The sequence below is a fragment of the Ornithinimicrobium carbonis genome, from assembly GCF_050703245.1.
Taxonomy (GTDB): domain Bacteria; phylum Actinomycetota; class Actinomycetes; order Actinomycetales; family Dermatophilaceae; genus Ornithinicoccus.
Genome location: NZ_CP192647.1, coordinates 413,269 through 438,063 on the forward strand (window position 1 = coordinate 413,269; position 24,795 = coordinate 438,063).

The following is a 24,795-nucleotide window of genomic DNA, read 5'->3' on the forward strand; positions in this document are numbered from 1 at the left end:
TCGGGGCGTGGATGCAGGAGGTCGTCGACCTGGCCTGCATCCTCTGGGCCCTGCTGGCGGCCCGCCCGTCCGCAGCCGAGCGGGCGCTCACCGAGGAGCAGACCCGCGGAGCCGCCGACCAGCACCGGCTCCCAGCCCGGCGACGCCGTCCACCTGAGGTCGGGTCAGGCCGACCTCCGTCGCCGTGCACGCCGATGCCGGTCGTCGCCTCCCGACCTCACCCCGGACGGACGGGCACGGGACGGGGCGCAGCCAGCGGACCACCCAGACCCCGACAGGCCGCTCAGCCCACCCACACCCGCGCGTTGCGGAACATCCGCAGCCAGGGGCTCTCGTGGGTCGGGCCGCCCGGGGTCCACGACATCTGCACGTTGCGCTGCACGCGCTCGGGGTGGGGCATCATCGCGGTGAACCGCCCGTCGGGCGTGGTCACGGCGGTGAGTCCCCCGGCGGACCCGTTGGGGTTCAGCGGGTATGCCGTGGTCGCCCGCCCGTGGTGGTCCACGTAGCGCAGGGCGCCCAGCACCGTCGCCGCGTCGCCCCGGGCCGAGAAGTCGGCCCGTCCCTCGCCGTGCGCGACGGCGATCGGGATCCGTGAACCGGCCATGCCGGCGAAGAAGACGGACGGTGAGTCCACCACCTCGACCAGGCTGAACCGGGCCTCGTACTGCTCGCTGCGGTTGCGGGTGAACCGGGGCCAGGCCTCGGCACCGGGGACCAGCCCGGCCAGTGCGGCAAACATCTGCGCGCCGTTGCAGATCCCCAGGGCGAAGGTGTCCGGCCGTCGGAAGAAGGCCGAGAAGGTGTCCGTCAGGCGCGGGTTGTGCAGCACCGACCGGGCCCAGCCCTCGCCGGCACCCAGGGTGTCGCCGTAGGAGAACCCGCCCGCCGCGACCAGCCCGACCGCGTCCGCGAGGTCGAAGCGCCCCGACTGCAGGTCGGTCATGTGCACGTCGTAGGTGTCGAAGCCGGCCCGGTCGAAGGCGAAGGCCGTCTCGACGTGGGAGTTGACGCCCTGCTCGCGCAGCACCGCGACGACCGGCCGGGCGCCGCGGGCCAGGTAGGGGGCCGCGACGTCGTCCCGGGGGTCGAAGGTCGTCGACAGGTGCAGCCCGGGGTCGTCGTCGGAGCCGACGAGCGCGTGCTCCTCGTCCGCGCACCCGGGGTTGTCCCTCAGACCGGCGATCCGCCAGGAGACCTCGTCCCAGGCCTGGGCGAGGTCGCGCAACGGCTCGTCGAGGCTCACCGTGCCGGCCCGCACCCGCACCTGCCGTTCCGTCGTCGACCTGCCGAGCCTGGAGATGCTGGGGCGTCCGTGCCGTTCGAGCACCTCGACGGCCTCGGGCAGACGACCGGCGGGCACCTCGAGGACGACGCCCAGCTCCTCGGCGAAGAGGGCCGCGACCCCCGAGCGTGCGTCGACCGGGCCGTCCGGGGCCCCGTGGACGGGTACGTCGACGTCGAGGCCTACGCCTCCCGCGAACGCCATCTCGCACAGGGTCGCCCACAGGCCGCCGTCGGACCGGTCGTGGTAGGCGGTCACCAGGCCCCGCTCCCGCAGCTCGACGAGGGCGGCGGCCAGGTCGGTCAGGAAGGCCGGGTCGTCGAGGTCGGGGACCGGTCCTCCGAACTGCCCGAGGACCTGGGCCACGATCGAGCCGCCGAGGCGCCCGGCACCGGGGCCGAGGTCCACGAGCAGCAGCTCGGACCCGGCGTGCAGCTGGGGGGTCCAGGTGCCGCGCACGTCGGGCAGCGACGCGAACGCGGAGACGACCAGCGAGACGGGCGAGACGACCTGTCGGGGGGCGCCGTCGGCACTGGTCCAGCGGGTGCGCATCGACAGCGAGTCCTTGCCCACGGGCACCGAGATCCCCAGCGCCGGGCACAGCTCCATCGCCACGGCGTGCACCGTGTCGTAGAGGGCCGCGTCCTCGCCCTCCTCACCGGCGGCGGCCATCCAGTTGCACGACAGCTTGACCCCCGGCAGCGTCACCGGCGCGGCGAGCAGGTTGGTGAGGGCCTCGCCGACGGCCATCCGTCCCGAGGCCGGGGCGTCCAGCGCCGCCAGCGGCATCCGCTCCCCGGTGGCCATCGCCTGACCGGCGAGACCGACGTGGTCGGACAGGGTCACCGCGACGTCGGCGACCGGAACCTGCCACGGGCCCACCATCTGGTCGCGGTGGGTCAGCCCGCCGACGGTCCGGTCGCCGATGGTGACGAGGAACCGCTTGGAGGCGACGGTCGGGTGCCGCAGGACGGCGTATGCGGTGTCCCGCACCGCCTCCGCGTCCAGGTGGTCCAACTGCAGCTCGGGCGCCGACCGCACGACCCGCCGGACGTCACGGGTCATCCGCGGGGGCTTGCCGAGCAGCACGTCCATCGGCATGTCGACCGGACGGCCGGCGTCGCCCTCGCTGCCCCCGAGCCCACCGTCGTCGCCCTCGCCCTCGACGACCACCAGCCGGCCGTCGTCCGCGGCGACCCCGACGACGGCGTACGGGCAGCGCTCCCTCTCGCAGAGCGCGGCGAAGTCCGCGAGCGACTCCGGGGCGACGGCCAGGACGTAGCGCTCCTGGCTCTCGTTGGACCAGATCTCCCGGGGCGACATCCCCGACTCCTCCAGCGGCACCGCCGAGAGGTCGAACCGCGCGCCGAGCCCGGCGTCGTCGACGAGCTCGGGGAAGGCGTTGCTCAGCCCGCCCGCCCCGACGTCGTGGATGGCCAGCACGGGGTTGTCCTCGCCGCGGGCCCAGCAGTGGTTGATGACCTCCTGGGCACGGCGCTGCATCTCCGGGTTGCCCCGCTGCACCGAGTCGAAGTCGAGCTCGGCGGCGTTGGCGCCGGAGGCCATCGAGCTGGCGGCACCGCCCCCGAGGCCGATCCGCATGCCCGGTCCGCCGATCTGGACCAGCAGCGTCCCGGGCCCGAAGCGGACCTTCTCGGTCTGGGAGGCGCTGATCGACCCCAGGCCGCCGGCGCTCATGATCGGCTTGTGGTACCCACGGTGCACCCCGTCGACGACCTGCTCGTAGACCCGGAAGAACCCGCCGAGGCCCGGACGTCCGAACTCGTTGTTGAACGCCGCCGCCCCGACCGGACCCTCCACCATGATCTCCAGGGGGTGGCCAGGTGGGCGGGCGCGTCATACCCCTGCTCCTCCCACGGCTCGTCAATGCCGGGCAGGTGCAGGTGCGAGACCGCGAACCCGGTGAGCCCGGCCTTGGGTGCGCTGCCGCGGCCGGTGGCGCCCTCGTCGCGGATCTCGCCGCCGGCGCCGGTCGCGGCCCCGGGGAAGGGCGAGATGGCCGTCGGGTGGTTGTGGGTCTCGACCTTCATGAGGACGTGGACCTCCTCCTCCCGGGCGACGTAGCGGCTGGGTCCGCCGTCCTCGGGCAGCCAGCGCACGACGGGTCCGCCGCGCATCACCGACGCGTTGTCCTTGTAGGCCACGACGGTGCCCTGGCCGGCCACGGCCTCGGTGTGCCGGACCATCCCGAAGAGACTGCGCTCCTGTACCTGGCCGTCGACGACGAAGTCGGAGTTGAAGATCTTGTGCCGGCAGTGCTCGGAGTTGGCCTGCGCGAACATCGTCAGCTCGACGTCGGTCGGGTTGCGCCGCAGCGCGGTGAAGGACTCGACGAGGTAGTCGATCTCGTCCGGCGCCAGCGCCAGCCCGAACCTCCGGTCGGCCTCGACCAGCGCCTCGCGGCGCCGGCCCAGGACGTCGACGTGCTCCATCGGCGGGGCCTGGCGCTCGGCGAACAGCGCGGCCGCCTCCTGGCGGGTGCGCAGGACGGTCTCGGTCATCCGGTCGTGCAGCACCGCGGCGCAGGCGTCCCACTCCTCGCCGGTCAGCCTTCCACCGGGTGCGAGCTCGAGGTGGTGCTCGACCACGCGCTCCACCCGGTGCACCGGCACCCCGCAGCTGTGCACGATGTCGGTCGCCTTGCTCGCCCACGGGGAGACGGTGCCCAGGCGGGGGGCGACGACCACGACCTCCTCGACCGCACCGCCCTCCTCCGCCTCGTGCACGTCCCCGCCCTCCTCCGCCTCGTGCGCGTCCCCGCCCTCCCAGGGCTCGCCGTAGGTGAGGATCCTGCGCACCTCCTCAACCGTGCCTGCGTCGAGCGCGTCGTCGGACGCGACCCAGTGCACGTGGCGCGCGGACACGCCCGTGACGCGCGAGCAGGCGACCTGGAGCCGGCGCAGCAGCGCGGCCGCCCGGAAGTCGGAGAGGGCGGACCCGCCGGGGACGGTGGTCAGCACGTGCTGGGACGAAGCCATGGGCGGGGTCTCCTGGGGCGGCGGCGGGAGGTGGGTCTCACGATATCGAGCCGGGGTATGCCGTCTCAGGGCGCCGGGAGAGGGTGTCCGCCGGGACGGAACGGCTCCCCGGTGAGGGACTCGTAGGCCTCGACGTAGCGGGCGCGGGTCAGGGTGACGACCTCGTCCGGCAGGTCCGGTGGCGGGGTGTCCGAGGCCCGGTCCCAGCCGCTGGCGGGCGAGGTGAGCCAGTCACGGAGCACCTGCTTGTCGTAGGAGACCTGCGTCCGCCCCGGCTCCCACGCGTCCGCCCGCCAGAAGCGGGAGGAGTCCGGGGTCAGGACCTCGTCCGCGAGAGCACCACGTCGACCGCGTCCGGATCGACTGCCGCCCAGTCGATCTCGCCGTCCGGGCCGGTTCCCAGCTGGGCCGGATCGAGGCCGAACTCGACCTTGGTGTCGGCGATGAGGATGCCGCGGTCAGCGGCGATCTCGTTGCCGCGCAGCAGGATCCGGACCGTCAGGTCGCGCAGGCGGTCGGCGAGACCGGCACCGACGAGGTCCACCACGCCGTCGTAGGAGATCGGCTGGTCGTGCTCCCCGACGGGAGCCTTCGTGCTGGGGGTGAAGACGGGTGCGGGGAGCCGCGAGCCGTCCACCAGGCCCGGCGGCAGGGTCAGGCCCGAGACGGCGCCGTCGGCGCGGTACTCCGCCAGGCCGCCCCCGGTCAGGTACGCCCGGGCCACGCACTCCACCGGGAGCATCCGCAGCCGGCGGACGTAGACCGCCCGGCCGGCCACCTCGGCGGGCACGTCGGTGGAGACGACGTGGTGGGGTGCCAGGTCGGCCAGCTGGTCGAACCACCACAGCGACAGCTGGGTCAGCACCGCGCCCTTGTCGGGGATCGGTGTGGACAGGACGTGGTCGTAGGCGCTGACCCGGTCCGAGGCCACGAGGAGCAGCCTGCTGCCGTCCTGCTCCCCGGTGACGGGGTCCAGCGGCGCGTAGAGCCCGCGCACCTTGCCCGAGTAGAGCAGCTCGTGGCCGGGGATCTGCTGCGTCATGTCAGCCCTTCGTGGTCGGGACGAGGACCTCGCCCTGCTCGGCGGCCCGGGCGACGTCCTCGCGGGCCTGGGACCCCGCGAGGTGGACGCGGTGCACGGCCGCGTAGGCGCGGGCCCGCGCCGCGGCCAGGTCCGGGCCCACGCTCACCACGCTCAGCACGCGGCCGCCGGCGGAGACGAGGCGTCCCTCCCGCAGCGCGGTCCCGGCCTGCAGGACGTGCACACCGTCGACCTGGGCGGCGTCCGCGAGGCCGGTGACCTCGTCGCCCGTGCGGGGGGACGCGGGGTAACCGTCCGCCGCCACGACGACGGTGACGCTGCTCTCCGGGGACCACTCCAGCGGTGGCAGGTCGGCCAGGCGGCCCTGGGCGGCGGCGAGGAGGATCCCCGCGAGGGGGGTGCGCAGACGGGCGAGGACGGACTGGGTCTCCGGGTCGCCGAACCGGGCGTTGAACTCGATCACCCGCGGCCCCGCCGAGGTCAGCGCCAGCCCGACGTAGAGCACGCCGGTGAAGGGCGAACCCCTGCGGGCCATCTCCTGGACGGTCGGCAGGGCGACCGTCTCGACGACCTCGGCCACGAGACCGGGTCGTTGCTCGTCCAGCCACCGGAGGGGAGAGTAGGCGCCCATCCCCCCGGTGTTCGGCCCGGTGTCGCCGTCGCCGAGGCGCTTGAAGTCCTGCGCCGGTGCGAGCGGGACGACGCTGCTGCCGTCCGCGAGGCAGAAGAGGGAGACCTCGGGACCGTCCAGGAAGTCCTCGACGACGACCCTGCCACCCGGACGGGCGAGGCAGGCGGCGGCGTGCCGCCGCCGCGCGGCGTCGAGGTCGTCGGTCACCACGACCCCCTTGCCCGCGGCGAGCCCGTCCTCCTTGACGACGTACGGGGCTCCTGTCGCGCCGAGAGCCGTCTCGACCTCGGCCTGCGTGGCGCAGACGTGCGCGGCCGCCGTGGGGACGCCGGCTGCGGCCATCACCTCCTTGGCGAAGGCCTTGCTGGCCTCCAGCCGGGCGGCTGCGGCGGTCGGACCGAAGCAGGGGACCCCGGCCGTCGCCAGGGCGTCGGCGACCCCGGCGACCAGGGGCGCCTCGGGACCGACGACGACGAGGTCGACGTGCTGCTCGGTGGCGGTCCGCACCACGGTCGCGGGGTCGGCGGGGTCACCGGCCAGGCAGACGGCCAGCTCGGCGATCCCCGGGTTGCCCGGCAGGGCCAGCAGGTCGTCGACCTGCGGGTCGGAGGTCAGGGAGCGGGCCAGGGCGTGCTCGCGCGCGCCCGCGCCGAGGAGGAGGACTCTCACGGACAGCCAGGGTATCTGCAGCACCGGATCCCCAGCACCGGATCCCCGGCACCGTCACGGTCCCGCCCCACGCTCCCGCGCACCTGCGACGCCGGGCCCCCGCACGGTGGACGTACGGGTACGGGTGCGGGTACGGGTGCGGGTGGCCGGCCGCCGCAGCGGGCCGGGGCTGCAGGGCAGGGGCTGCTGGGGTGGAAAAGGTGTGGCCCTCCTGGAAGGCAGGGGGGGTATCTCCCAAGAGGGCCACGAGCAGGGCAGGGTCGACCGGACTGATGGGGGCTGCCCGGTGACTCGCACGATCCCTGCTACCGGCCGAAACCGGTAGACCTAGAGTAGGCAGATCGACGACCCGATGTCACGTCAAGACATGTCGGGTTGGCGACACTGGCGGTGATCCGCCAGGATGGGCTGGTGACCGCACCCTCGCAGCGTCCCCCGGACCCGTCGTCACCGACCCGGCACTCCCGCGGCGAGGTCTACGAGGAGTTCCTCTCCCGGGTCTACCTCACGGCGGTCCGGCTCGGGGTTCCGTCCCGCGCCCAGCTGCTGGACGCCGGCCTGGCGGACGAGGACGTCGACGACGCGGTCGCCGAGCTCATGGAGCGGGGGATGCTGTCACCGGCGGAGGAGGGGGACCGCTGGCTGGTCGTCCCGCCGCGCGAGGCGCTCACCCGCCGGATGGACCAGATCGAGCGACGGGTGGCCATGACCAGGGCCACGGCCTCGGAGGTCGAGAGCATGTGGCGCCGGGCCATGGGGGACGTCGAGCAGGGGGCGGGGCAGGCCGACCTCGACGTGATCTCGGGGACGGTGGAGATCGCCCACCGCATCGCCGGGCTGCACCGCTCGGCGACGAGCCGCCTGTGGTGGGCCGTGGACGACTCGGCCGCTGCCGGCACGCTCTTCGCCGAGGGGGCCGGTGGGAGGTGGACGACCGTCCGGGACGGTGTGGCGGTCCGTCTGGTCCTGAACTCCAGCCTCCTGGGCGACCCCGACGCGCTCGCCTACGCAGACCGGGCCCGGGAGCTGGGGCACGAGGTGCGCGTGGCCAACGGCGTGCCGTTCTCGGTCCTCATGACCGACGACACGGACGTCCTGGTGGACCTCAGCCGGCACGCACCCGACGGGGACGGTTCGTTCGAGGCGCACCGCACCAGCTGGGTGCAGGCGCTGACGCGGCTGTTCGTCGAGATCTGGGACCTGTCCACCCCCTACGGCACGGTGCTCAACGCCGGTCTCGTCGGGGAGGGTGCCCGGTCGGCCGGGCGCGGCCGCCTTCCGCTGGAGGAGAAGGACGCGCGGGTCCTCGCGCTGCTGGCCACCGGGGCCAGCGACAAGGTCATCGCGCGGCAGCTCGGCGTCTCGGTGCGCACCGTCGAGCGGCGGGTGCGCTACCTGATGGAGCACCTGGGGACGGGGACCCGGTTCCAGGCCGGCGTCCAGGCCGTGCGACGGGGATGGGTCTGAGGGTCCGGGGTCGCGCGGCCGGTAGAGTAGGGCCTTTTGCCAGGGGAGTCCACGTCCGTCGGAGGGCGTCAGGAGAGCGAGGGTGGAGGAGTGAGCGCCACGACGAACGACGTCGTCGCCGAGGAGATCGCGACCGAGCAGGCCCACGTCGACCGGGTCTACGGCGAGCTCGCCAAGGCCGCCGACCGGGTCGACCTGGTGCACGCCGAGGGGATGGCGCGCGGTCGCACCGAGCGGGCCGGCACCGGTGATCCCCGCGAGGAGGAGCTGGCCGGGCTGTTCGAGCGGGACGCGCTGGTCTTCACCGCGAACCGGCGTCGGGCAAGCCTGGAGCACCAGCACGAGGGCCTGGTCTTCGGCCGGCTGGACCTGGACCACGGTGCCGGCGCCACGGGCGACGGGGAGCGCGAGGTCCGCTACGTCGGGCGCCTCGGGGTGCGCGACGACGAGTACGAGCCGCTCGTGGTCGACTGGCGCGCGCCTGCCGCCGCGCCCTTCTACCGGGCGACCCCGGTCGACCCCCAGGGGGTGCTGCGCCGCCGGGTGCTGCGCTGCCGCGGCGAGCAGGTGGTCGGGGTGGAGGACGACCTCATGGTGGCTGAGGCCCCCGACGACCTGGTGGTCGTCGGTGACGGTGCGCTCATGGCCGCCCTGACCCGCAGCCGCGGGGAGCGCATGCGCGACATCGTCGCGACCATCCAGCAGCACCAGGACGAGGCCATCAGGGCGCCCGCCCGCGGGGTCACCGAGATCACCGGGGGTCCGGGGACGGGCAAGACCGTGGTCGCGCTGCACCGGGCGGCCTACCTCCTCTACTCCGACCGGCGTCGCTACGAGGCGGGCGGGGTGCTCGTCGTCGGGCCCTCCGCCGCGTACACGGCATACATCGAGCGTGTCCTGCCCTCGCTCGGGGAGGACACGGTCGCGCTGCGCTCCGTCGGGGACGTGCTGGCGGGCATGACCGCCACGGTGCTGGACGACCCCACCACCGCGGCCCTGAAGGGTTCGCTGCGGATCCGTCCCCTGCTGGCCCGGCTCACCCGCGAGCCGCACCCGGGCGGTCCTACGGAGCTGCGGGTCTTCGTCGCCGGGCACGCCGTCCGGCTGCGGGCGGACGACCTGGAACGGGTGCGCCGGCAGGTGCTGCGCCACCACCACCGCAACAGCTCCTACGACGCCGCCGTGGAGGCCCTGGCAGGGGTGGCGTGGGGGCAGGTGCAGCACGGCGACCGGGCCGAGTTCGTCGACCGCTTCGTCGACTCGGGGGACGTCGAGGCGTTCGTGCGGGCCTGGTGGCGCCCGGTGGACCCCCGCGAGATGCTGCTGTGGCTGGCGGACGAGGAGCTGGGCCGACGGCTGGGCGCCTCCGCCGAGGAGGCCCGGCTGCTGGCCGTCTCCTACCGGCGGGCCCTGCAGGACGGGCGCTGGTCGGTCGCCGACGTGGCGCTCGTGGACGACCTGCACGGCCGGCTGGGGCAGATGGTGGACCCACCCAGCGAGGAACGGGGCTTCTACGAGATCGAGGAGCTCGACGACGCCAGCCAGTACGGCGTGGCCGCCCTGCGGGTGGGGCGGGACGGCGACGGCCGACCGACGGAGGCGGGGGGCGCGGCCTCCGGCGGCGCCGACCGCGCGGGTTCCTCCGACGGCTCGGCGAGGTTGTCCCGGGACCCGCTCGTACGCCTGACCGCCGGTCGGCTGGGTGGCGTGGAGGAGTACGCCCACGTCCTCGTCGACGAGGCCCAGGACCTCTCACCCATGCAGTGGCGGATGCTGGGCCGCCGCGGCCGGTGGGCCTCCTGGACGGTGGTGGGCGACCTGGCCCAGGCCTCCTGGGACGACCTGGAGGAGGCCGCCCGGGCGCGGGAGGAGGCGTTCGGCTCGTCCGTGCGCCGCGCCTTCCACATGGACACCAACTACCGCAACGCGCGGGAGATCTTCGACCACGCCGCCCGGATGGTGCGCGAGCACGTGCCCGACGCCGACATCCCGATCGCGGTCCGGGAGACCGGCCACCACCCCGTGGAGCTCGGCGTTCCGGAGGGTGAGGTCGTGGCGGCGGCGGGCGCCGCGGTGGGCGCCCTGCTGGCGGAGGTGGAGGGGCAGGTGGCCGTGGTCGCCCCGCTCCGTTGGCGTCCGCTCCTGGCCCCCGTCGCGGAGCTGGCCGACCGGGTGGTGGTCGTCGACCCCCTGTCGACCAAGGGCCTGGAGTACGACGCGACGCTCGTGGTCGACCCCGACCAGATCGTCGCCGAGTCGCCCGGCGGGGTGCGTGCGCTCTACGTGGTCCTCACCCGGGCGGCGCACCGGATGAGCATCCTGCGGCCTGTGGACGGTGGCAGGCCCGACGGAGGCGCCGACTAGGGTCGGGGACGTGACTACCGCCCTCTACCGCCGCTACCGGCCCGAGACCTTCGCCGACGTCATCGGCCAGGAGCACGTGACCGAGCCGCTGATGCAGGCGCTGCGATCGGAGCGGGTCAACCACGCGTACCTGTTCTCCGGACCCCGGGGGTGCGGGAAGACCACCAGCGCGCGCATCCTGGCACGCTGCCTCAACTGCGAGCAGGGCCCGACGCCCGAGCCCTGCGGCACGTGCGAGTCCTGCGTCGCGCTTGCCCGGGGCGGCCCGGGCTCGGTCGACGTCATCGAGATCGACGCCGCCAGCCACGGCGGGGTGGACGACGCCCGCGACCTGCGCGAGCGGGCGGCCTTCGGCCCCGCGCAGGCGCGCTTCAAGGTCTACATCATCGACGAGGCGCACATGGTGACGCCGAACGGCTTCAACGCCCTGCTCAAGGTCGTCGAGGAGCCGCCGCCGCACGTGAAGTTCATCTTCGCCACGACCGAGCCGGAGAAGGTGCTGGCCACCATCCGCTCGCGGACGCACCACTACCCCTTCCACCTCGTGCCCCCGCAGCGGCTCACCACCTACCTGGAGCAGCTCTGCGAGCAGGAGGGCGTGTCGCTGGAGCCCGGCGTCCTGTCCTTCGTCACCCGCGCGGGGGGAGGGTCGGTGCGCGACTCCCTCTCGGTGCTCGACCAGCTCATCTCCGGTGCCGGGGAGGAGGGGCTGACCTATGAGCGGACCGCCGCGCTCCTGGGCTTCACCGACGTCGAGCTGCTGGACGCCATCGTGGACGCGGTCGCCGCCCGGGACTCTGCGACGGCCTTCGCCCAGGTCGGGCGCGTCATGGAGTCCGGGCACGACCCTCGCCGCTTCGTCGAGGACCTGCTCGAGCGCTACCGCGACCTCATCGTGCTCACCGCCGTCGGCGACGACGCCCCCGCGGCAGGGCTCCTGCCCGGACTGCCGGCCGACCAGATCGACCGGATGCGCCACCAGGCCGCCGTGCAGGGCCCCGAGGCGCTCTCCCGGGCTGCCGACGTCGTCAGTCGCGGCCTGTCCGAGATGAGCGGCGCGGTCTCCTCCCGGCTGCTCCTGGAGCTGCTCGTCGCGCGGCTGCTGCTGCCGGCCGCCTCCGGCGAGGAGGGGTATGGCGCGCGCCTGGACAGGGTGGAGCGCCGGCTGGGAGCCGCCGACCAGAGCCGGCCGACGGGTGCTGCCGGACGCCCGGGCCAGCAGGCGGCGCCGTACGGCGCTCCGCCTGCGGCCGCGCAGGCGTCGGGGTCGTCGGGGTCGACGCGGCCGACGGTACCGGCCACGGACGGGGCGCCACCCGTGGAGGCAGGGGCTGGGCAGGCTGCTCCTGGGCAGGCCGGTCCCGTGCAGGCGGGTCCTGTCGGGTCCGGCGGCGACCCCGTCGCCCCCGAGGATGCGGTTGTCGCCACTGCCGACCTCTCTGCGGGCGGGGGTGCGTCACCGGGAGAGCCGGCCGGCCAGCGTCCGGACGCGTCTGACGCCGGACGGGGGCCGGGCGCGCTCGACACCGCGGCGCTGCGCCGTCAGTGGCCCGACGTGCTCGAGCGGGTGCACTCCATCAGCCGGCGCACGTGGAGCGGACTGCAGAAGGCCGTGCTGCTCGACTACGACGGCCGTCGCGTCCTGCTCGGGATGCCTGACGAGAACTGGATCGGCACTTCATGGGGACGCCCCACGAGGAGACCCTGCGCCAGGCGCTCATCGAGTCCGTCGCGCTGGACACCCGGATCGAAGCCACCGTCGCGGGGGACCCGCCGCGGGAGGACCAGAAGGCGGAACTGCGACAGCCCGCGGGACCCGGTCAACCGGTGGGATCCGGCCAGCCGGCGGGTGGCGAGCCTCCCGCGGGTCCCGGTCAGCCGTTGGGTGACGGAGGACCCTCGGGTCCGGAACAACCCGGGGACCCCGGGCCGACGGACCCCGTCCCGGCCGAGGACCCCCTGGCGGGACTGCCCGACGGCCCTCCCCGGGGTCGGATCCGTACGCGGGGCGCGCCTCCCGGTCCAGGGCCGGTGAGCAGCAGCCCCGCCGGACCCGGCCGGCCCGTCGGTCCGCCCACGTCCGGCGCGACGACCCCAGCCGGTGCTCAGGACGGACCCGGTGCCCCCGGCGGGGCCGGTGCGCCGCGGGGTCGGCCCCAGGCCCCGGCGTCCGGGCCCGCGCCCGTCCCCGTCGGACCGGGCGGGCACGAGGCAGGGCCCTCGGTGGCCGAGCAGCTCGGCGCCGTCGGGCGAGGACCGACGACCGGACCAGGACCGGACTGGGGACACCGCGCCGGCCAGGTGTCGGCACCGGCGTGGGCGACGGCCGCCCCACGGGCGGGTGGCGCCCCGGCCGACCGGGACCGGCGGACCGACGGCACCGGGGACGCGCCCAGCGTTGACGACGAGGACCTGGCCGGCTCCGGCGCGGTGGGACAGCCCGTGATCGAGTCCGTCCTCGGCGGTACGGTCATCGCCATCAACGACGACCCCGTGGGCTGAGAGGCCGACATGATCTACGAGCTCCTGCACCCGGTGGTCACCCCGCTGGCGACCGCCATCTGGCGGCCGGAGGTGGTCGGGACCGACCAGGTGCCCCCCACCGGTCCGGTCGTGCTCGCCAGCAACCACCTCTCCTTCGTCGACTCCGTCGTGATCCCCCTCACGGCTCCCCGACAGGTGGCCTTCCTGGCCAAGTCCGACTACTTCACCGGGACGGGACTCAAGGGCTGGATCAGCAGGGAGTGGTTCACCGGGGTCCGGGCGATCCCGGTCGACCGTGACGACGCCCGTGCTGCGCAGCGTTCCCTCGACCTGGCCCTGGCGCACCTCCGCTCCGGCGGGGCCTTCGGCATCTACCCGGAGGGGACCCGCAGCCGGGACGGTCGGCTCTACCGCGGACGCACCGGTGTGGCCTGGCTCGCCCTGGAGGCCGGGTGCCCCGTCGTCCCGGTGGCACTGACCGGCACCGACCAGATCCAGCCCGTCGGAGCCCGTTTCCCCAGGCGCGCCAAGGTACGGGTCGAGTTCGGCAGGCCCATCGAGGTCGCCGGCCGGTTCGAGGGGGTCCCGATGGGCCGGGCACGGCGCGAGCTCACGGACGAGGTGATGGCGGCCATCCGGGCGATGTCCGGCCAGGATTGGGCAGGGGAGTACAACCAGCGTCAGCCGGAGATGCCCGCGTGAGCGCCGGCCCGCCCGGGTGGCCGGTGGTCCTCTTCGACTTCGACGGCACCCTCGCCGACACCATTCCGCTGATCCTGGCCTCCTACCGGCACACGCTGGACGCCGTCGGCGACCCGGCCGGGGAGAGCGAGACCCGTGGCTGGATCGGCCGGGTCCTCCTCGACGTGCTGGAGGAGCGGCACCCCGGCCAGGGAGAGGCGCTCGTCCGTCGCTACCGGGAGCACAACCTCGCCCACCACGACGACCTCATCCGGCCGGTCCCGGGTGCCGCCGAGCTGCTCGCCGAGCTCCAGCGAGCCCGGATCCCGACAGCCGTGGTCTCCTCCAAGCGTGAGGAGACCGTCCGGCAGGGCATGCGGGTCACCGGTCTGCCCGACCTGACCCACGTGGTCGGGATGGAGGCCACACCGGTCCACAAGCCGCACCCCGGCCCCCTGCTGGAGGGGGCCCGGAGGCTCGGTGCCAGACCGCAGGAGTGCGTCTACGTCGCGACGCGTGGGTGGACGTGCACGCGGCCCGGGCCGCGGGGATGGCGAGCATCGCGGTGACCTGGGGTGCGGGGGAGGCATCCGCGCTCGCCGAGGCCGACCACGTCGTCGACGACGTGGCGGCGCTGCGAAGACTGCTGCTCCCCGGGGACGTCGCCGGATCCTGACCCGTGCCTCCCGGCGGCGTCGCCGGACCCTGCCACCCGGGTGGTCGGTCCCTGTCGGTCGGCGCACCTAGAGTGGACCCTTGTGTACGAGGGAGTGGTCCAGGACCTGATCGACGAGCTCGGCCGGCTGCCCGGTGTCGGGCCCAAGGGGGCCCAGCGGATCGCGTTCCACCTGCTGTCCGCCGACCCGGACGAGGTGACCCGGCTGGCCGACGCCCTCGTGCAGGTCCGTGAGAAGGTCAGCTTCTGCCAGGAGTGCGGCAACGTCGCCGAGGGTGAGCGGTGCCGCATCTGCCTGGACCCGCGGCGGGACCCCTCGCTGATCTGCGTCGTCGAGCAGAGCCAGGACGTGGCGGCCATCGAGCGCACCCGCGAGTTCCGCGGGCGCTACCACGTGCTCGGCGGCGCCATCAACCCCATCGGTGGTGTCGGGCCCGACGACCTGCGGGTGCGGGAGCTGCTCGCGCGCCTGGCCGACGGCCAGGTCCAGGAGGTCATCCTGGCCACGGACCCCAACCTCGAGGGGGAGGCCACGGCCACCTACCTCGCCCGCCTGCTCGTGCCGTACGAGGGGGTGCGGGTCAGCCGGCTCGCCTCGGGGCTCCCCGTCGGAGGGGATCTGGAGTATGCCGACGAGGTCACCCTCGGACGCGCCTTCGAGGGCCGACGGGTGCTGTCGGGCTAGACCTACAGGTCTGCGGCCCGGCCGGCGACGGACCTGCGGACCGCACCCCGCCGGGCCTAGTCTGTGGCCATGAGCACCGACGTGCAGAACGACTGGGCACCTCTGGCGGCGGAGACCGCCTCGGAGGTCCGGGCCTACTTCGCCGCCCTGGAGGGCGTGGCGGCGGGGGAGGCCCCCGAGTCGGCGATCCCGGTCCTCCTGCTGGCCCTGGGGCAGCTCAGCGCCACCGGAGCCCGGCTGGGGGCCCTCGTGGACGTGGTCCCGGTGGAGCGCTTCGAGCCGGACACCGGTCCCGACGAGGACCTCGAGCGCGTCCGGGTCGCTCTGCACCAGCTGCTGGGCGGGCTCGACCCCTACTGCGACCTCGAGGACCCCGTCCTCTCCGGGGAGGTGGTGGGGGGCTCGCTCGCCGCGGACCTGGTGAGCGTGGCCGCCGACCTCTCCCACGGTCTCCAGCACCACGACGCTGGCCGACCCACCGAAGCCATGTGGTGGTGGCAGTTCAGCTACCTCTCCTCCTGGGGGGAGCGGGCCGCCGCGGCCCTGCGGGTGCTCCTCACCCTGCTGGCCCACGTGCGCCTGGACGCCGACGACGAAGAGGTCATGGAGGCGGAGATGGCCGCTCTGCACCAGGCCTGAGCGGAGCGGACGGACGCCTCAGACCTCGGTCTGCGGCTCCTCGGCCAGCTCGTTCGGCCGGGTGGCCGGGTCGACGGGGGCGCCGGACCGGTAGGCGGCGCGGCCCAGGTTGTTGGAGGCCACCGAGCTCATGATGATGAAGCCGAGCACCGCGATGACCACCTTCACCAGGTCGAGCCAGCTGAAACCGTTCGTCCGCACGTCCTCGGCGAAGGCACCCAGGACGATGAGGGGCAGGCCCAGCCCGGTGGCCGCCGACAGGACGTTGATCCGCGACAGCCCGTCGCGGGCCTTCAGCATGGCCACTGCGCTGACGAGGACGAAACCGGCTCCGCTGAGGCACAGCAGGCCGACCAGCAGGGTGATGAGCATCAGCGTCTCCCCCGGGTGAGGATGCGGGACAGCGCCACGGTCGCGAGGATCCCGACCAGCGAGGCGATGGCCGCCACGTCGAACACGATCGAGGAGCCCACCGCGAGCGCCCCCATGACGATGATGCCCACGGCGCAGAAGTAGAGCAGGTCGCTGACCGCGGCCACCGAGGCGTCGTCGGTGGCGGTGTACAGCCGTACCAGGCCCAGGACGGCTGCGACGACCAGGACCGAGACCGTCGCGACGACGACGACCATCATGGTGTCCTCCCCTCCCAGCCGGGTCCGCGGGTCATCCTCAGCACCCGGTCCTCCATGCCCCGCAGCCCGGTCCGGATCTCCTCCGGCTCGTGCGCGTAGATGGCGTGCACGAACAGCGTGGGAGGGGTCGTCCCCGCAGCACTGGCGATGCCGACGGTGATCGTCCCGGGAGTGATCGTGATCGAGGACGCCATGACGCTGATCTCCAGGTCGGTCGAGCAGCGCAGCGGCAGCTCCAGGATCGCCGGTTCCATGTCGACGCCGGGCAGGACCGCGTCCTTGGCCACCGCGAGGGCACCCTTGACGATCTCCACGGTCAGCCAGGCTCCGTAGGTGAGCACGCGCACCGGATTCATCACGGTCCCAGCACCGCCTCTCGACGTAGGGGGCGGTGTTCGTCAGACCCTCGGCCGCCCGGGTGACGAGGGGCAGGAGGACACCAGCCCCGACGAACATGGCGAGCTGGACGCCGATGAGCGTGGCGCCGGGGGCCCACAGCCTGACCGGGATCACCACGTCGTCGGTCAGCCGCGTCAGGGCGGCCCGCCCGGTGTCCGGGCTGTCGGGGCGGTAGTCCTCCATCGGCTGGCCCCAGAAGACCCCGGCCCACAGCCGCTGCATGGCCACCAGGCTGACCAGCGCCGCCACGAGGATGGTGGCCAGCAGCAGCCAGCCCTCCCACGTGGCCGACCCGGCGGTGGCACCGATGAGGGCCACCTTGCCGAAGAAGCCGGAGGAGGCCGGGATGCCCACGAGCGAGAGCAGGCCGAACGCGGTGAGGATGGCCACCGCCCGGTCGCGGTGGATCAGCCCGGAGAGCCGTTCGTACCGCCCGCTGCCGTACACCTGCTCGATCGCTCCGGCGAGCAGCAGCAGACCTCCCATCGTCACGATGTGGTGCAGCATGTAGAACAGGCCGGCGGCGAGGGACGCGGTGGTGGTCACGGCCACCCCCACGAGGATGTGTCCCACCCCGGCGACCATCTGCCAGGCCAGGGCCCGTCGGACGATGTGCTCGCCGAAGGTGCTCCACGCGCCGACCGCGATCGTGACCACGACCAGGGCCACGAGCACCAGCGCCCACGGGGCCGGGCCCTCGTAGAGGGTGGTGTAGACGCGGTAGATGGCGTACAGGGCGACCTTGGTGTGCAGGGCCGAGAACAGGGCCATGACCCCTGCCGAGGTCGCCGGGTAGGTCTGCGGCAGCCACCCGTGGACCGGGACGACGGCACCCTTGACGGCCAGGGCCAGCAGCACGACCCCGCCGGCCAGCGCGAGGGCCGGATCCGCGGAGGCGGCGTCCGCCAGGACGGCGAGGTTGACCGAGCCCGCCACGGCATACACCAGACCCACGCCGGTGAGCAGGGTGGCGCTGGTGAGCAGGTTGACCACGACGAAGGTGCGTCCGATGCCCAGCCGGCGCCAGGTGCCCGTCACCGCGATGAGCGCGTAGGAGGGCAGCAGCATGACCTCGACCATGACGAAGAGGTTGAAGAGGTCGCCGGTGAGGAAGGCGCCGTTGACACCGCCGTGCAGCATCAGCGCCAGGGGCGGCACGAACCGGTAGCGGTCCTCGCCGGTCACCGTGAGGAACCACAGCGTGACGAGGGTGGCCAGCGAGGTGACCGCCAGCATGAGTGCCGCCAGCGTGTCCGAGACGAACGGGATGGCCACCCCGGGGGCGAACGCGCCGACCTGGTGCGCCAGGACGGGGACGGTGCGGTGCTCCAGGAGCAGCAGGACCGCGAAGACCAGGGTCCCCGCGGGGATCGTGAGCATGACGACCCGCTGGAGGACCCGGTGCCGCACGATGAGCAGCAGCCCGGCCGCCAGGAGCGGCACGGCCAGGAGCAGGGGCAGCAGGGCCGCGTTCACGTCGCCCGCTCCTCGCCCGTGGGGGGCATCCGCTTGGTGTCGTCGTTGTGCCCGATCACGGCCATGGCCAGCATGAGCACGGTCACCGCGAACGCGATGACGATGGCGGTCAGGACGAACGCGTGCGGAAGGGGGTCGGCCGCCACCGAGGGATCGACCCGGTCCGGGAGCGGCTCGCCCCGCCACGCGCTCACGCCGGCGAGCATCAGGGTCAGGTTGGCGGCATGGCTCAGCAGCGCCAGCCCGAAGATGATCCGCACCATGCCGCGCTGCAGCAGGAGGTAGACCCCGCCGGTGACGAGGACGGCGATGGACAGGGGGATGATCACGGGTCCCTCCGGTCGCCGAGGTTGCGAGGGGGCACGCCGTGGGTCAGGTATGTCGTGCCTCGGCCGACCCGGCCACGCCCCTTGGGGTCGGGGCCGTCGGGTGCGCCCGCCGCGCGGGAGGCGGCGAGGGCCTTCTCCTGGTCTGCGGCCTCCCGAGCGGCGAGCTCCTCGGGAGTCTCCCCCCGGATGGTGTCCATGGGCCCGGTGAGCTCGCCCTCGACCGACTCGTCGGCCCGTTCGCGCGTGCCCTCCCGGCCCCCGGCGGCGCCCAGCAGGTTGAAGGCTTCCATGACCAGACCCAGCACGGCCGCGTAGACCCCGAGGTCGAACAGCAGGGCGGAGGTGAGGTAGAGGCTGCCGACGTCGCCGCTGATGGGCGCCAGGAACGAGCCCTCGACCAGCAGTCCCCACAGGCCGGTGAGGATGGCGAGGGCGACACCTCCGCCGATGAGCACCATCGGGAGGCGGGCCGGCCCGACCGCCTGGTCGCGGGCCGAGGCCAGGTAGACGAGCGCCACGACGGCGGAGCCGAGGAGGGCGGCGATGAAACCGCCACCGGGGGAGTTGTGGCCCCCCGCCAGAAGAGGATGAGGGAGATCAGCACGATCAGGGGGGCGGTGAGCCGCACGAGCAGCTGCATGGGGACGGCGTTGCCCCAGGCCCGGTGGTCGCCCGCTCGGCGGCGCTGCCCAGGGGCCGCAGGGGGATGTCCGGGTCGGCCACCCAGCTGCGGTCGGCGTCCCGGGGGGGATCGAGGTAGCGGTCGCGCACGGTGGACAGGATGGCCACCATGGCGGCGCCGGCCATCCCCAGCACGGTGAGCTCGCCCAGGGTGTCCAGGGCCCGGAACTCGACCAGGATCGTGTTGACGACGTTGTACCCGTGGGTGATCTCCGGCCCCTCGGTGAGGTAGTAGTCCGCGATCTCCGAACGCTCCCGCCGGCCGGTGAGGGCGAAGGCCCCCAGACCGAACGCGAGGCCCGTGGCCAGGGCCAGCCCCATCGCCGCCTTCTGGCCCCACCGCGGGGACCTGCCGAACCGGAGGGGCAGCTTCTGCAGGACGAGCATGATCATGAGGATGGTCAGCGCCTCGACGAGCAGCTGGGTCAGGCCGACGTCGGGTCCGCCGAGGGAGAAGATCTGCACGGTGATGCCGATGCCCACCGCGGACAGGCTGACCGTCGCGGCCAGCCGGGACTGGGAGATCGTCGTGCCCACCACCCCGAGGGCGATGACGACGAAGGCGACCGCGTCGGTCCACCGGGTCAGCCCGGGGTAGGGATCTGCGAGGTCTCCGGTCAGGAGCAGCGCGAGGGAGCCCCCGCCCAGGACGAGGGTGAGGACGACGAGGACCGGGGCGACGTGGCGGGTGGGGTTGTCGGCGCGCACGAGGAGGGCGAGCTGCATACCCGTCCTGGCCACGGGGGCCACGACCGCCGCGATGACCCCGGCCCCGTCGCGCCGGAAGGTCTCCTTCTCCAGCGCGGGCAGGAGCCGGCGCCGCTGCACGATGACGACCACCCCGACCGCGATGATGAGCAGGGTGGCGACGAGCTCGGCGTTGACGCCGTGCCACAGCGCCAGGTGGGTCTCGGGCTCCAGGTGCGGCAGGGCCGCGGCCACGGCGCGGTCGACGGGGGTGTCGAGGACGCCGACGACGAGGGCCAGCGGCAGCAGACCGGCGAGGATCGGCAGGGCCGCGAAGACGCCCAGCGCCGGCGGGGTCGCGCGCAGCGGGGCGTCCTCCGACCAGCGGTCGTGGCCGCGTCCGTCCACGAACCCGTGGAAGACGATCTTGGCGCAGTAGGCGAACGTGAGCACCGAGGCCAGCGCACCGCCCACGAGGGCGGCCCACCCTGTCCACGCCGGGCCGGGCGCCTCGAGCAGGGCGGTGAAGACCTTCTCCTTGGACACGAACCCGAGCATCGGGGGGATGCCGGCCATCGACGCGCAGCCCAGCACGGTGGTCCAGAACGCCAGGGGCATCGCCCGACGCAGCTCGGGCAGGCGGCGCACGTCACGGGTGCCGGTGGCGTGGTCGACGACGCCGACCATCATGAACAGACCGGACTTGAACAGGGCGTGCGCGATCGTGTGCATCACGGCGGCCGCGAGGGCGTACTCGGTGCCCACGCCGATGGCGGCCACGATGAGCCCCAGCTGGCTGACCGTGGAGTAGGCCATGAGCTTCTTCAGGTCGGTCTTCTGCAGGGCGAAGAACCCGCCGAGGGCGCAGGTGAACAGGCCGACGGTGATGAGCGTGGCGTTCCACACCGGCACGTCGTGGAACAGGGGGGAGAAGCGCATGAGCAGGAAGATGCCGGCCTTGACCACGGCGGCGGCGTGCAGGTAGGCGCTGACCGGGGTGGCCGCGGCCATCGCGTCCGGCAGCCACACGTGGAAGGGGAACTGCGCCGACTTGGTGAACGCCGACAGCAGCACCAGGACGGCGACCCCCGTGGTGAGACCCGGCCGCTCGCCCCACACCGGGTGCGCCAGGGCCTCCTGCAGACCGGTGGTCCCCGTCGCCGCCACCATGACCCCGACCGCCGCGAGCAGCGTGAGCCCGCCGATGAACGTGATGAGCAGGGTGCGCATCGAGGCCGCCTCGCCGGAGTAGCCGGAGCGGGCGATGAGCAGGAAGCTGGCCAGGGAGGTCAGCTCCCCAGCACATGAACAGCAGGATCAGGTCGTCCGCGAGGACCAGCCCCACCATGGCGAAGGTGAAGCCGACGAGGTAGAGGTAGAAGGTGAGGTTGCGGCCCGGGGACAGGTAGGCGGTGGAGTAGCCGAGCACGACGGCGCCGATGATCAGGGCGATCGTGGTGAAGACGACACCGATCCCGTCGGCCCGCAGGGAGAGCGCCAGGCCCAGGTCGGGCACCCACGGGACGCTCCAGACCACGACCTCGCCGGCCATCACGCTGCTGGCCACCGGCCAGAACACGGCGGCGGCGACGAGGTAGAGCGCCGCCAGCGGCCACCCGGCGTGTCGGCCCAGGACGCGGGTGAGCGGGAAGCTGGCCAGGACCGCCAGCGCGCAGACCGCAAGAGTCCAGACCATGCTCATGACCGTGGCCCGTGAGCGCTGCCGACGACCGTCGGGCAGTTTCGACGGCGACGGCGCATGGCGGGGAGTCTAACAATGGCCCTCCCGTCCGGAGGGAGCCGCTCCGGCCATGCGGGCGAGGGCCCGCGCCGGGACGCCGACGGGGCGCCGGACCGGTGGTCCGGCGCCCCGTGGGTCGCTGCGGCGGAGTGGCTCAGGAGGCCACGATGAGCCCGGAGGTCGCGCTGCGCGCGCGCTCCAGGCGCTGGCTCACGTCGGTCCAGTTGACGACGTTCCACCAGGCCGAGACGTAGTCGGCCTTGACGTTCTTGTACTGCAGGTAGAAGGCGTGCTCCCACATGTCCAGCATGAGCAACGGGGTCAGGCCCAGGGGGACGTTGCCCTGCTGGTCCCACAGCTGCATGACCAGCGGCTTCTGGCCGATGGAGTCCCACGCGAGGACGGCCCAGCCGGATCCCTGGATCGTGGTGCCGGCGGCCTCGAACTGGCCCTTGAAGCCGTCGAAGGAGCCGAAGTGCTCGTCGATCACGGCGGCGACGTCGCCGTCGGGACGGTCACCACCCTCGGGGGACATGTTCTGCCAGAACACCGAGTGGTTGGTGTGCCCACCCAGGTTGAACGCCAGGTTCTTCTCCAGCATCGGCACCGTGGCGAAGTCTCCGGAGTCGCGGGCCGCGGCCAGCTTCTCCAGGGCGGTGTTGGCCCCGTCGACGTAGGCCTTGTGGTGCTTGGAGTGGTGCAGCTCCATGATCTCGGCGCTGATGTGCGGCTCGAGGGCTGCGTAGTCGTAGGGAAGGTCGGGAAGGCTGTACGTGCTCACGGCAATCTCTCCTGATCTGGCCGGATAGCGGACCTGCCCGACTATAGCCGCGGGGCCGGCGGCACGCCCGGCGAGGGCCGGGGCCACAGGGGGCCCTGCAGAGGGCCGTCGAGCCGGTCCCCTGTGATCCTGCCGCACACTGGGGGCATGACGCGATCACGTGCGACCGACATCGCCACGGGCGCCTGGGGATGCTGCTGCTGATCGTGCTGGCGCTCGGCGTGCTGTGGTGGGTGGTGACGACGCCGGCCGGCGAGCAGGCCGGCACCCCCACCACGCCCGCGGTCCGGGAGGACCCCGGGACACCAGGGCAGGAGCCGCCCACCGACCTCGCGGACGAGGAGGTGTGGCTCGCGGACGTGGACATCGCCGCCGGGACGGTGGTCCTTCCCGACTCGACCCTCCGGGACGTCCAGGCCGTCGGCCGGGGGGTGCGCTCCGGTGGCGAGGGGTTGGTCGTCGACGACCTGGAGGTCCAGGCGACGGTGCCGTTCGCCGACGTGGCCTCCGAGCTCGGCGGGGACTCCGTGGTCCGACCTGCGGACGACGGCCAGGCCTCGGTGGTGCGGACCGTCGAGGTGCTCGGCAGGGAGCTGACCGCCGTCGCGACGGGCACCGTGGAGGTCGTGGACGGGTTGCTGGTCGTGGAACCGCGGGCCATCGACATCGGCGGACCGGACGTGCTCTCTCACGCGCCGTCGCCGCCGTCGTGCGCCGGTTCGTCACCATCGAGCATCCCATCGAGGGGCTCCCGGAGAACCTGGTGCTGCGGGACGTCGAGGTCCAGGACGACGGCTTCCGGGCCGACCTGCGGGGGCAGGACGTGGTGCTCGCGGACGGTGGCCCGTAAGGCTGCACCTACGCCACACTGGTCGATGAGGTCCTCATGGCCAACCAGAGCAGCGGTGAGCTCAGGGGTCTGGGCACGGCGAAGAGCGATGGGCGCGCGCTGGAACACGCGACTGACGGCCATCGTCGGAAACCTGAGCGTCCGGTGCAACCAGGAGGTCGCACCAGGCGCGTGAACAGGGGTGAACGAGGCGTCAGTCGACGTGGGCGTGCTCCCGCGATCCCGCCGTGGCGGTGGTGCCCTCGTTGGCGGGCCCGGCGATCAGGGCGTCGATGCTCCACCGGCCGGCGCCGAACGCGGCGACCGGGACGAGCGCAGCGGCGATGGTCAGGACGAGTCCATAGCCACCGGTCTCGACGAAGGGGCCGTTGGGCAGGGGCACCAGGATGATCGCACCGGTCATGCTGATCAGGTTGATCAGGGCGAAGACCGGGGTGAGCATCCCGAGAACGAGGGCCGCTCCCCCGATGATCTCGGCCAGCATGGTGAACCACGCGACCAGACCTGCGGCGGGAACGCCCATCTCGGCGAACGCGCTGGAGGTGCCGGTCGGCGTGAACTCGAAGGCCTTCCGAAGGCCGTGCATCGGCAGATCCACCATCTCTTGCAGGGGGAGCACCCGCTCGTTGGACGCGGAGACTCCAGCTCCCGGCGTTCTGACAGCCAGCCGGCTGGGTCGGTGATGTCAGGCCGTGTTGTCGAGGATGAGTCGGATGGCGTCGTCTGGTGCGTCCCACTGGGGGAAGTGGCCGCACCGCTTGAACCAGTGCAACGCCGCATCCGGGAAGGCCGCCACGGCACGCGACGCCTGTCGGGGCAGGGTCACAAGGTCGCGGCGGCCCCAGCCGATGGTGGCCCGACCAGGCAGGGTGCCGGCTGGGGCTCCTGCCTGCTTGGGCCCCTTCGTCAGAGCGTCCATGGCCGGACCTGTGGCCGGCGCCTCTGCCAGCCCGCGCACGTCCGGCAGCACCGTCTGGGCCGACAGGGCCCAGGGCCGGGCGGAGAACTGCGCCAGCAGTGCCGTTCGCGTGACCGGATTGCCCAGCATGGTGGGCAGCACCTTGTGCAGCGCGCCGACGGCCTTGATCGATGGCCGCAGCGTGGCGCTGAAGACGGCGACTTCGCGGTCGGTCCAGAAACCGCCCGGATCCAGGGCGACGGTGTCGCCGCCGACCCCACGGCGGGCGAGCTCGAGCACGATCCGGCCACCCATGGACTGGCCCGCGGTGGAAACCCTGCCGAGGCCCTGCTCGCGGATGAACTCCTCGACCGCGTCGGTGAGGGTCGCGATCGAGACCTCACCGGTCAGCGGTGGGGTCTGGCCGAAGCCGGGCAGGTCGACCGCGATGACCTCGCGTTGCGCGGCCAACCCGTCCAGGATCGGGGTCCAGGACCGCCAGCCCGCGCCGAGGCCATGTACCAGCAGCAACGGGCTGCCGCTGCCACGCCGAATGTGATTCAAACCCATGGATGGAATGTTACGGGGGTTAATCTGACGGCGGTTCGGTTCACTCGCCGGATCCACCACCGTCCCTGCGCGGTAACCCCCACATCGACGCGCACCCTCGGCCAGGTCGAGCACGGCCGGGACCTGCCC

The 24,795-nt window shown here is 73.4% G+C and carries 20 protein-coding genes and 2 pseudogenes; 11 read left to right on the forward strand and 11 right to left on the reverse strand.

Annotated features, from left to right (window positions below):
- Window positions 1-283: 283 nt before the first annotated feature.
- The 3 genes and pseudogenes from purL to purD all read right to left on the reverse strand — a co-directional run bounded on the left by purL (window position 284) and on the right by purD (window position 6,626).
- Window positions 284-4,284, reverse strand: a pseudogene (purL, locus tag ACQ95T_RS02110) (phosphoribosylformylglycinamidine synthase).
- Window positions 4,285-4,349: 65 nt separating this feature from the next.
- A pseudogene (locus ACQ95T_RS02115) lies at window positions 4,350-5,326 on the reverse strand (phosphoribosylaminoimidazolesuccinocarboxamide synthase).
- 1 nt (window position 5,327) lies between these two features.
- On the reverse strand, window positions 5,328-6,626 hold the full coding sequence (gene purD / locus ACQ95T_RS02120) for a phosphoribosylamine--glycine ligase (RefSeq protein ID WP_431473471.1): 1,299 nt from the start codon (window positions 6,624-6,626) through the stop codon (window positions 5,328-5,330).
- A gap of 411 nt (window positions 6,627-7,037) precedes the next feature.
- On the opposite strand from purD, the gene ACQ95T_RS02125 reads away from it, so the two are divergent.
- The 9 genes from ACQ95T_RS02125 (at window position 7,038) to ACQ95T_RS02165 (ending at window position 15,622) form a co-directional block, all read left to right on the forward strand.
- Window positions 7,038-8,093, forward strand: coding sequence for a LuxR C-terminal-related transcriptional regulator (locus ACQ95T_RS02125; protein ID WP_425938985.1), 1,056 nt, complete (start codon window positions 7,038-7,040; stop codon window positions 8,091-8,093).
- Between the two features lie 90 nt (window positions 8,094-8,183).
- Window positions 8,184-10,457 (forward strand): HelD family protein, encoded by a 2,274-nt coding sequence (locus ACQ95T_RS02130; protein ID WP_431473472.1) that lies wholly within the window; start codon window positions 8,184-8,186, stop codon window positions 10,455-10,457.
- Window positions 10,458-10,467: 10 nt separating this feature from the next.
- Window positions 10,468-12,492, forward strand: a complete 2,025-nt coding sequence (locus ACQ95T_RS02135) for a DNA polymerase III subunit gamma and tau (protein WP_431473473.1) — start codon at window positions 10,468-10,470, stop codon at window positions 12,490-12,492.
- Between the two features lie 188 nt (window positions 12,493-12,680).
- A complete protein-coding gene (locus tag ACQ95T_RS02140; protein WP_431473474.1) occupies window positions 12,681-12,959 on the forward strand; it encodes a hypothetical protein in 279 nt (92 codons plus the stop codon).
- A 9-nt stretch (window positions 12,960-12,968) separates the two neighbouring features.
- Entirely contained in the window at window positions 12,969-13,643 is a 675-nt protein-coding gene (locus ACQ95T_RS02145; RefSeq protein ID WP_425938991.1) for a lysophospholipid acyltransferase family protein, read from the forward strand.
- Entirely contained in the window at window positions 13,640-14,191 is a 552-nt protein-coding gene (locus ACQ95T_RS02150) for an HAD family hydrolase (protein WP_431473475.1), read from the forward strand. Before ACQ95T_RS02145 ends, ACQ95T_RS02150 begins: the two co-directional genes overlap by 4 nt.
- Complete coding sequence (locus ACQ95T_RS02155) at window positions 14,188-14,298, forward strand: hypothetical protein (protein ID WP_431473476.1); 111 nt, start codon at window positions 14,188-14,190, stop codon at window positions 14,296-14,298. Before ACQ95T_RS02150 ends, ACQ95T_RS02155 begins: the two co-directional genes overlap by 4 nt.
- A gap of 82 nt (window positions 14,299-14,380) precedes the next feature.
- The gene (gene recR / locus ACQ95T_RS02160; RefSeq protein WP_425938995.1) at window positions 14,381-14,983 is read left to right on the forward strand and encodes a recombination mediator RecR; all 603 of its coding nucleotides are present in this window, start codon (window positions 14,381-14,383) and stop codon (window positions 14,981-14,983) included.
- 69 nt (window positions 14,984-15,052) lie between these two features.
- Window positions 15,053-15,622, forward strand: coding sequence for a DUF5063 domain-containing protein (locus ACQ95T_RS02165; protein ID WP_425938997.1), 570 nt, complete (start codon window positions 15,053-15,055; stop codon window positions 15,620-15,622).
- A gap of 18 nt (window positions 15,623-15,640) precedes the next feature.
- Here the strand turns inward: ACQ95T_RS02165 and ACQ95T_RS02170 are convergent, their stop codons facing one another.
- From ACQ95T_RS02170 to mbhE, 5 genes are read right to left on the reverse strand one after another with little or no spacing between them, the layout of a single operon-like run.
- Window positions 15,641-15,994 carry a cation:proton antiporter gene (locus ACQ95T_RS02170; RefSeq protein ID WP_425938999.1) on the reverse strand — a complete coding sequence of 118 codons (354 nt, stop codon included), beginning with the start codon at window positions 15,992-15,994 and terminating at the stop codon, window positions 15,641-15,643.
- Window positions 15,994-18,129 (reverse strand): proton-conducting transporter membrane subunit, encoded by a 2,136-nt coding sequence (locus ACQ95T_RS02175; protein ID WP_431473477.1) that lies wholly within the window; start codon window positions 18,127-18,129, stop codon window positions 15,994-15,996. The genes ACQ95T_RS02170 and ACQ95T_RS02175 overlap by 1 nt, the downstream gene beginning before the upstream one ends.
- Window positions 18,126-18,458 carry a cation:proton antiporter subunit C gene (locus ACQ95T_RS02180; protein ID WP_425939004.1) on the reverse strand — a complete coding sequence of 111 codons (333 nt, stop codon included), beginning with the start codon at window positions 18,456-18,458 and terminating at the stop codon, window positions 18,126-18,128. The genes ACQ95T_RS02175 and ACQ95T_RS02180 overlap by 4 nt, the downstream gene beginning before the upstream one ends.
- Window positions 18,455-19,117, reverse strand: a complete 663-nt coding sequence (locus ACQ95T_RS02185) for an MnhB domain-containing protein (protein ID WP_431473886.1) — start codon at window positions 19,115-19,117, stop codon at window positions 18,455-18,457. Before ACQ95T_RS02185 ends, ACQ95T_RS02180 begins: the two co-directional genes overlap by 4 nt.
- The gene (gene mbhE, locus ACQ95T_RS02190; RefSeq protein ID WP_431473887.1) at window positions 19,065-21,119 is read right to left on the reverse strand and encodes a hydrogen gas-evolving membrane-bound hydrogenase subunit E; all 2,055 of its coding nucleotides are present in this window, start codon (window positions 21,117-21,119) and stop codon (window positions 19,065-19,067) included. The genes ACQ95T_RS02185 and mbhE overlap by 53 nt, the downstream gene beginning before the upstream one ends.
- A gap of 146 nt (window positions 21,120-21,265) precedes the next feature.
- Between mbhE and ACQ95T_RS02195 the strand changes: the two genes are divergently transcribed.
- Window positions 21,266-21,424: a hypothetical protein gene (locus tag ACQ95T_RS02195; protein ID WP_431473478.1), complete on the forward strand. Its 159-nt coding sequence runs from the start codon at window positions 21,266-21,268 to the stop codon at window positions 21,422-21,424.
- Window positions 21,425-21,721: 297 nt separating this feature from the next.
- Here the strand turns inward: ACQ95T_RS02195 and ACQ95T_RS02200 are convergent, their stop codons facing one another.
- Complete coding sequence (locus tag ACQ95T_RS02200) at window positions 21,722-22,348, reverse strand: superoxide dismutase (RefSeq protein WP_425939007.1); 627 nt, start codon at window positions 22,346-22,348, stop codon at window positions 21,722-21,724.
- Between the two features lie 191 nt (window positions 22,349-22,539).
- On the opposite strand from ACQ95T_RS02200, the gene ACQ95T_RS02205 reads away from it, so the two are divergent.
- Window positions 22,540-23,373: a hypothetical protein gene (locus ACQ95T_RS02205; RefSeq protein ID WP_431473479.1), complete on the forward strand. Its 834-nt coding sequence runs from the start codon at window positions 22,540-22,542 to the stop codon at window positions 23,371-23,373.
- Window positions 23,374-23,391: 18 nt separating this feature from the next.
- Here the strand turns inward: ACQ95T_RS02205 and ACQ95T_RS02210 are convergent, their stop codons facing one another.
- Together ACQ95T_RS02210 and ACQ95T_RS02215 are read right to left on the reverse strand one after the other, a co-directional pair.
- Window positions 23,392-23,784, reverse strand: a complete 393-nt coding sequence (locus tag ACQ95T_RS02210; RefSeq protein ID WP_425939010.1) for a DoxX family protein — start codon at window positions 23,782-23,784, stop codon at window positions 23,392-23,394.
- Between the two features lie 99 nt (window positions 23,785-23,883).
- Window positions 23,884-24,666, reverse strand: a complete 783-nt coding sequence (locus ACQ95T_RS02215) for an alpha/beta fold hydrolase (protein ID WP_425939012.1) — start codon at window positions 24,664-24,666, stop codon at window positions 23,884-23,886.
- Window positions 24,667-24,795: the final 129 nt, after the last annotated feature.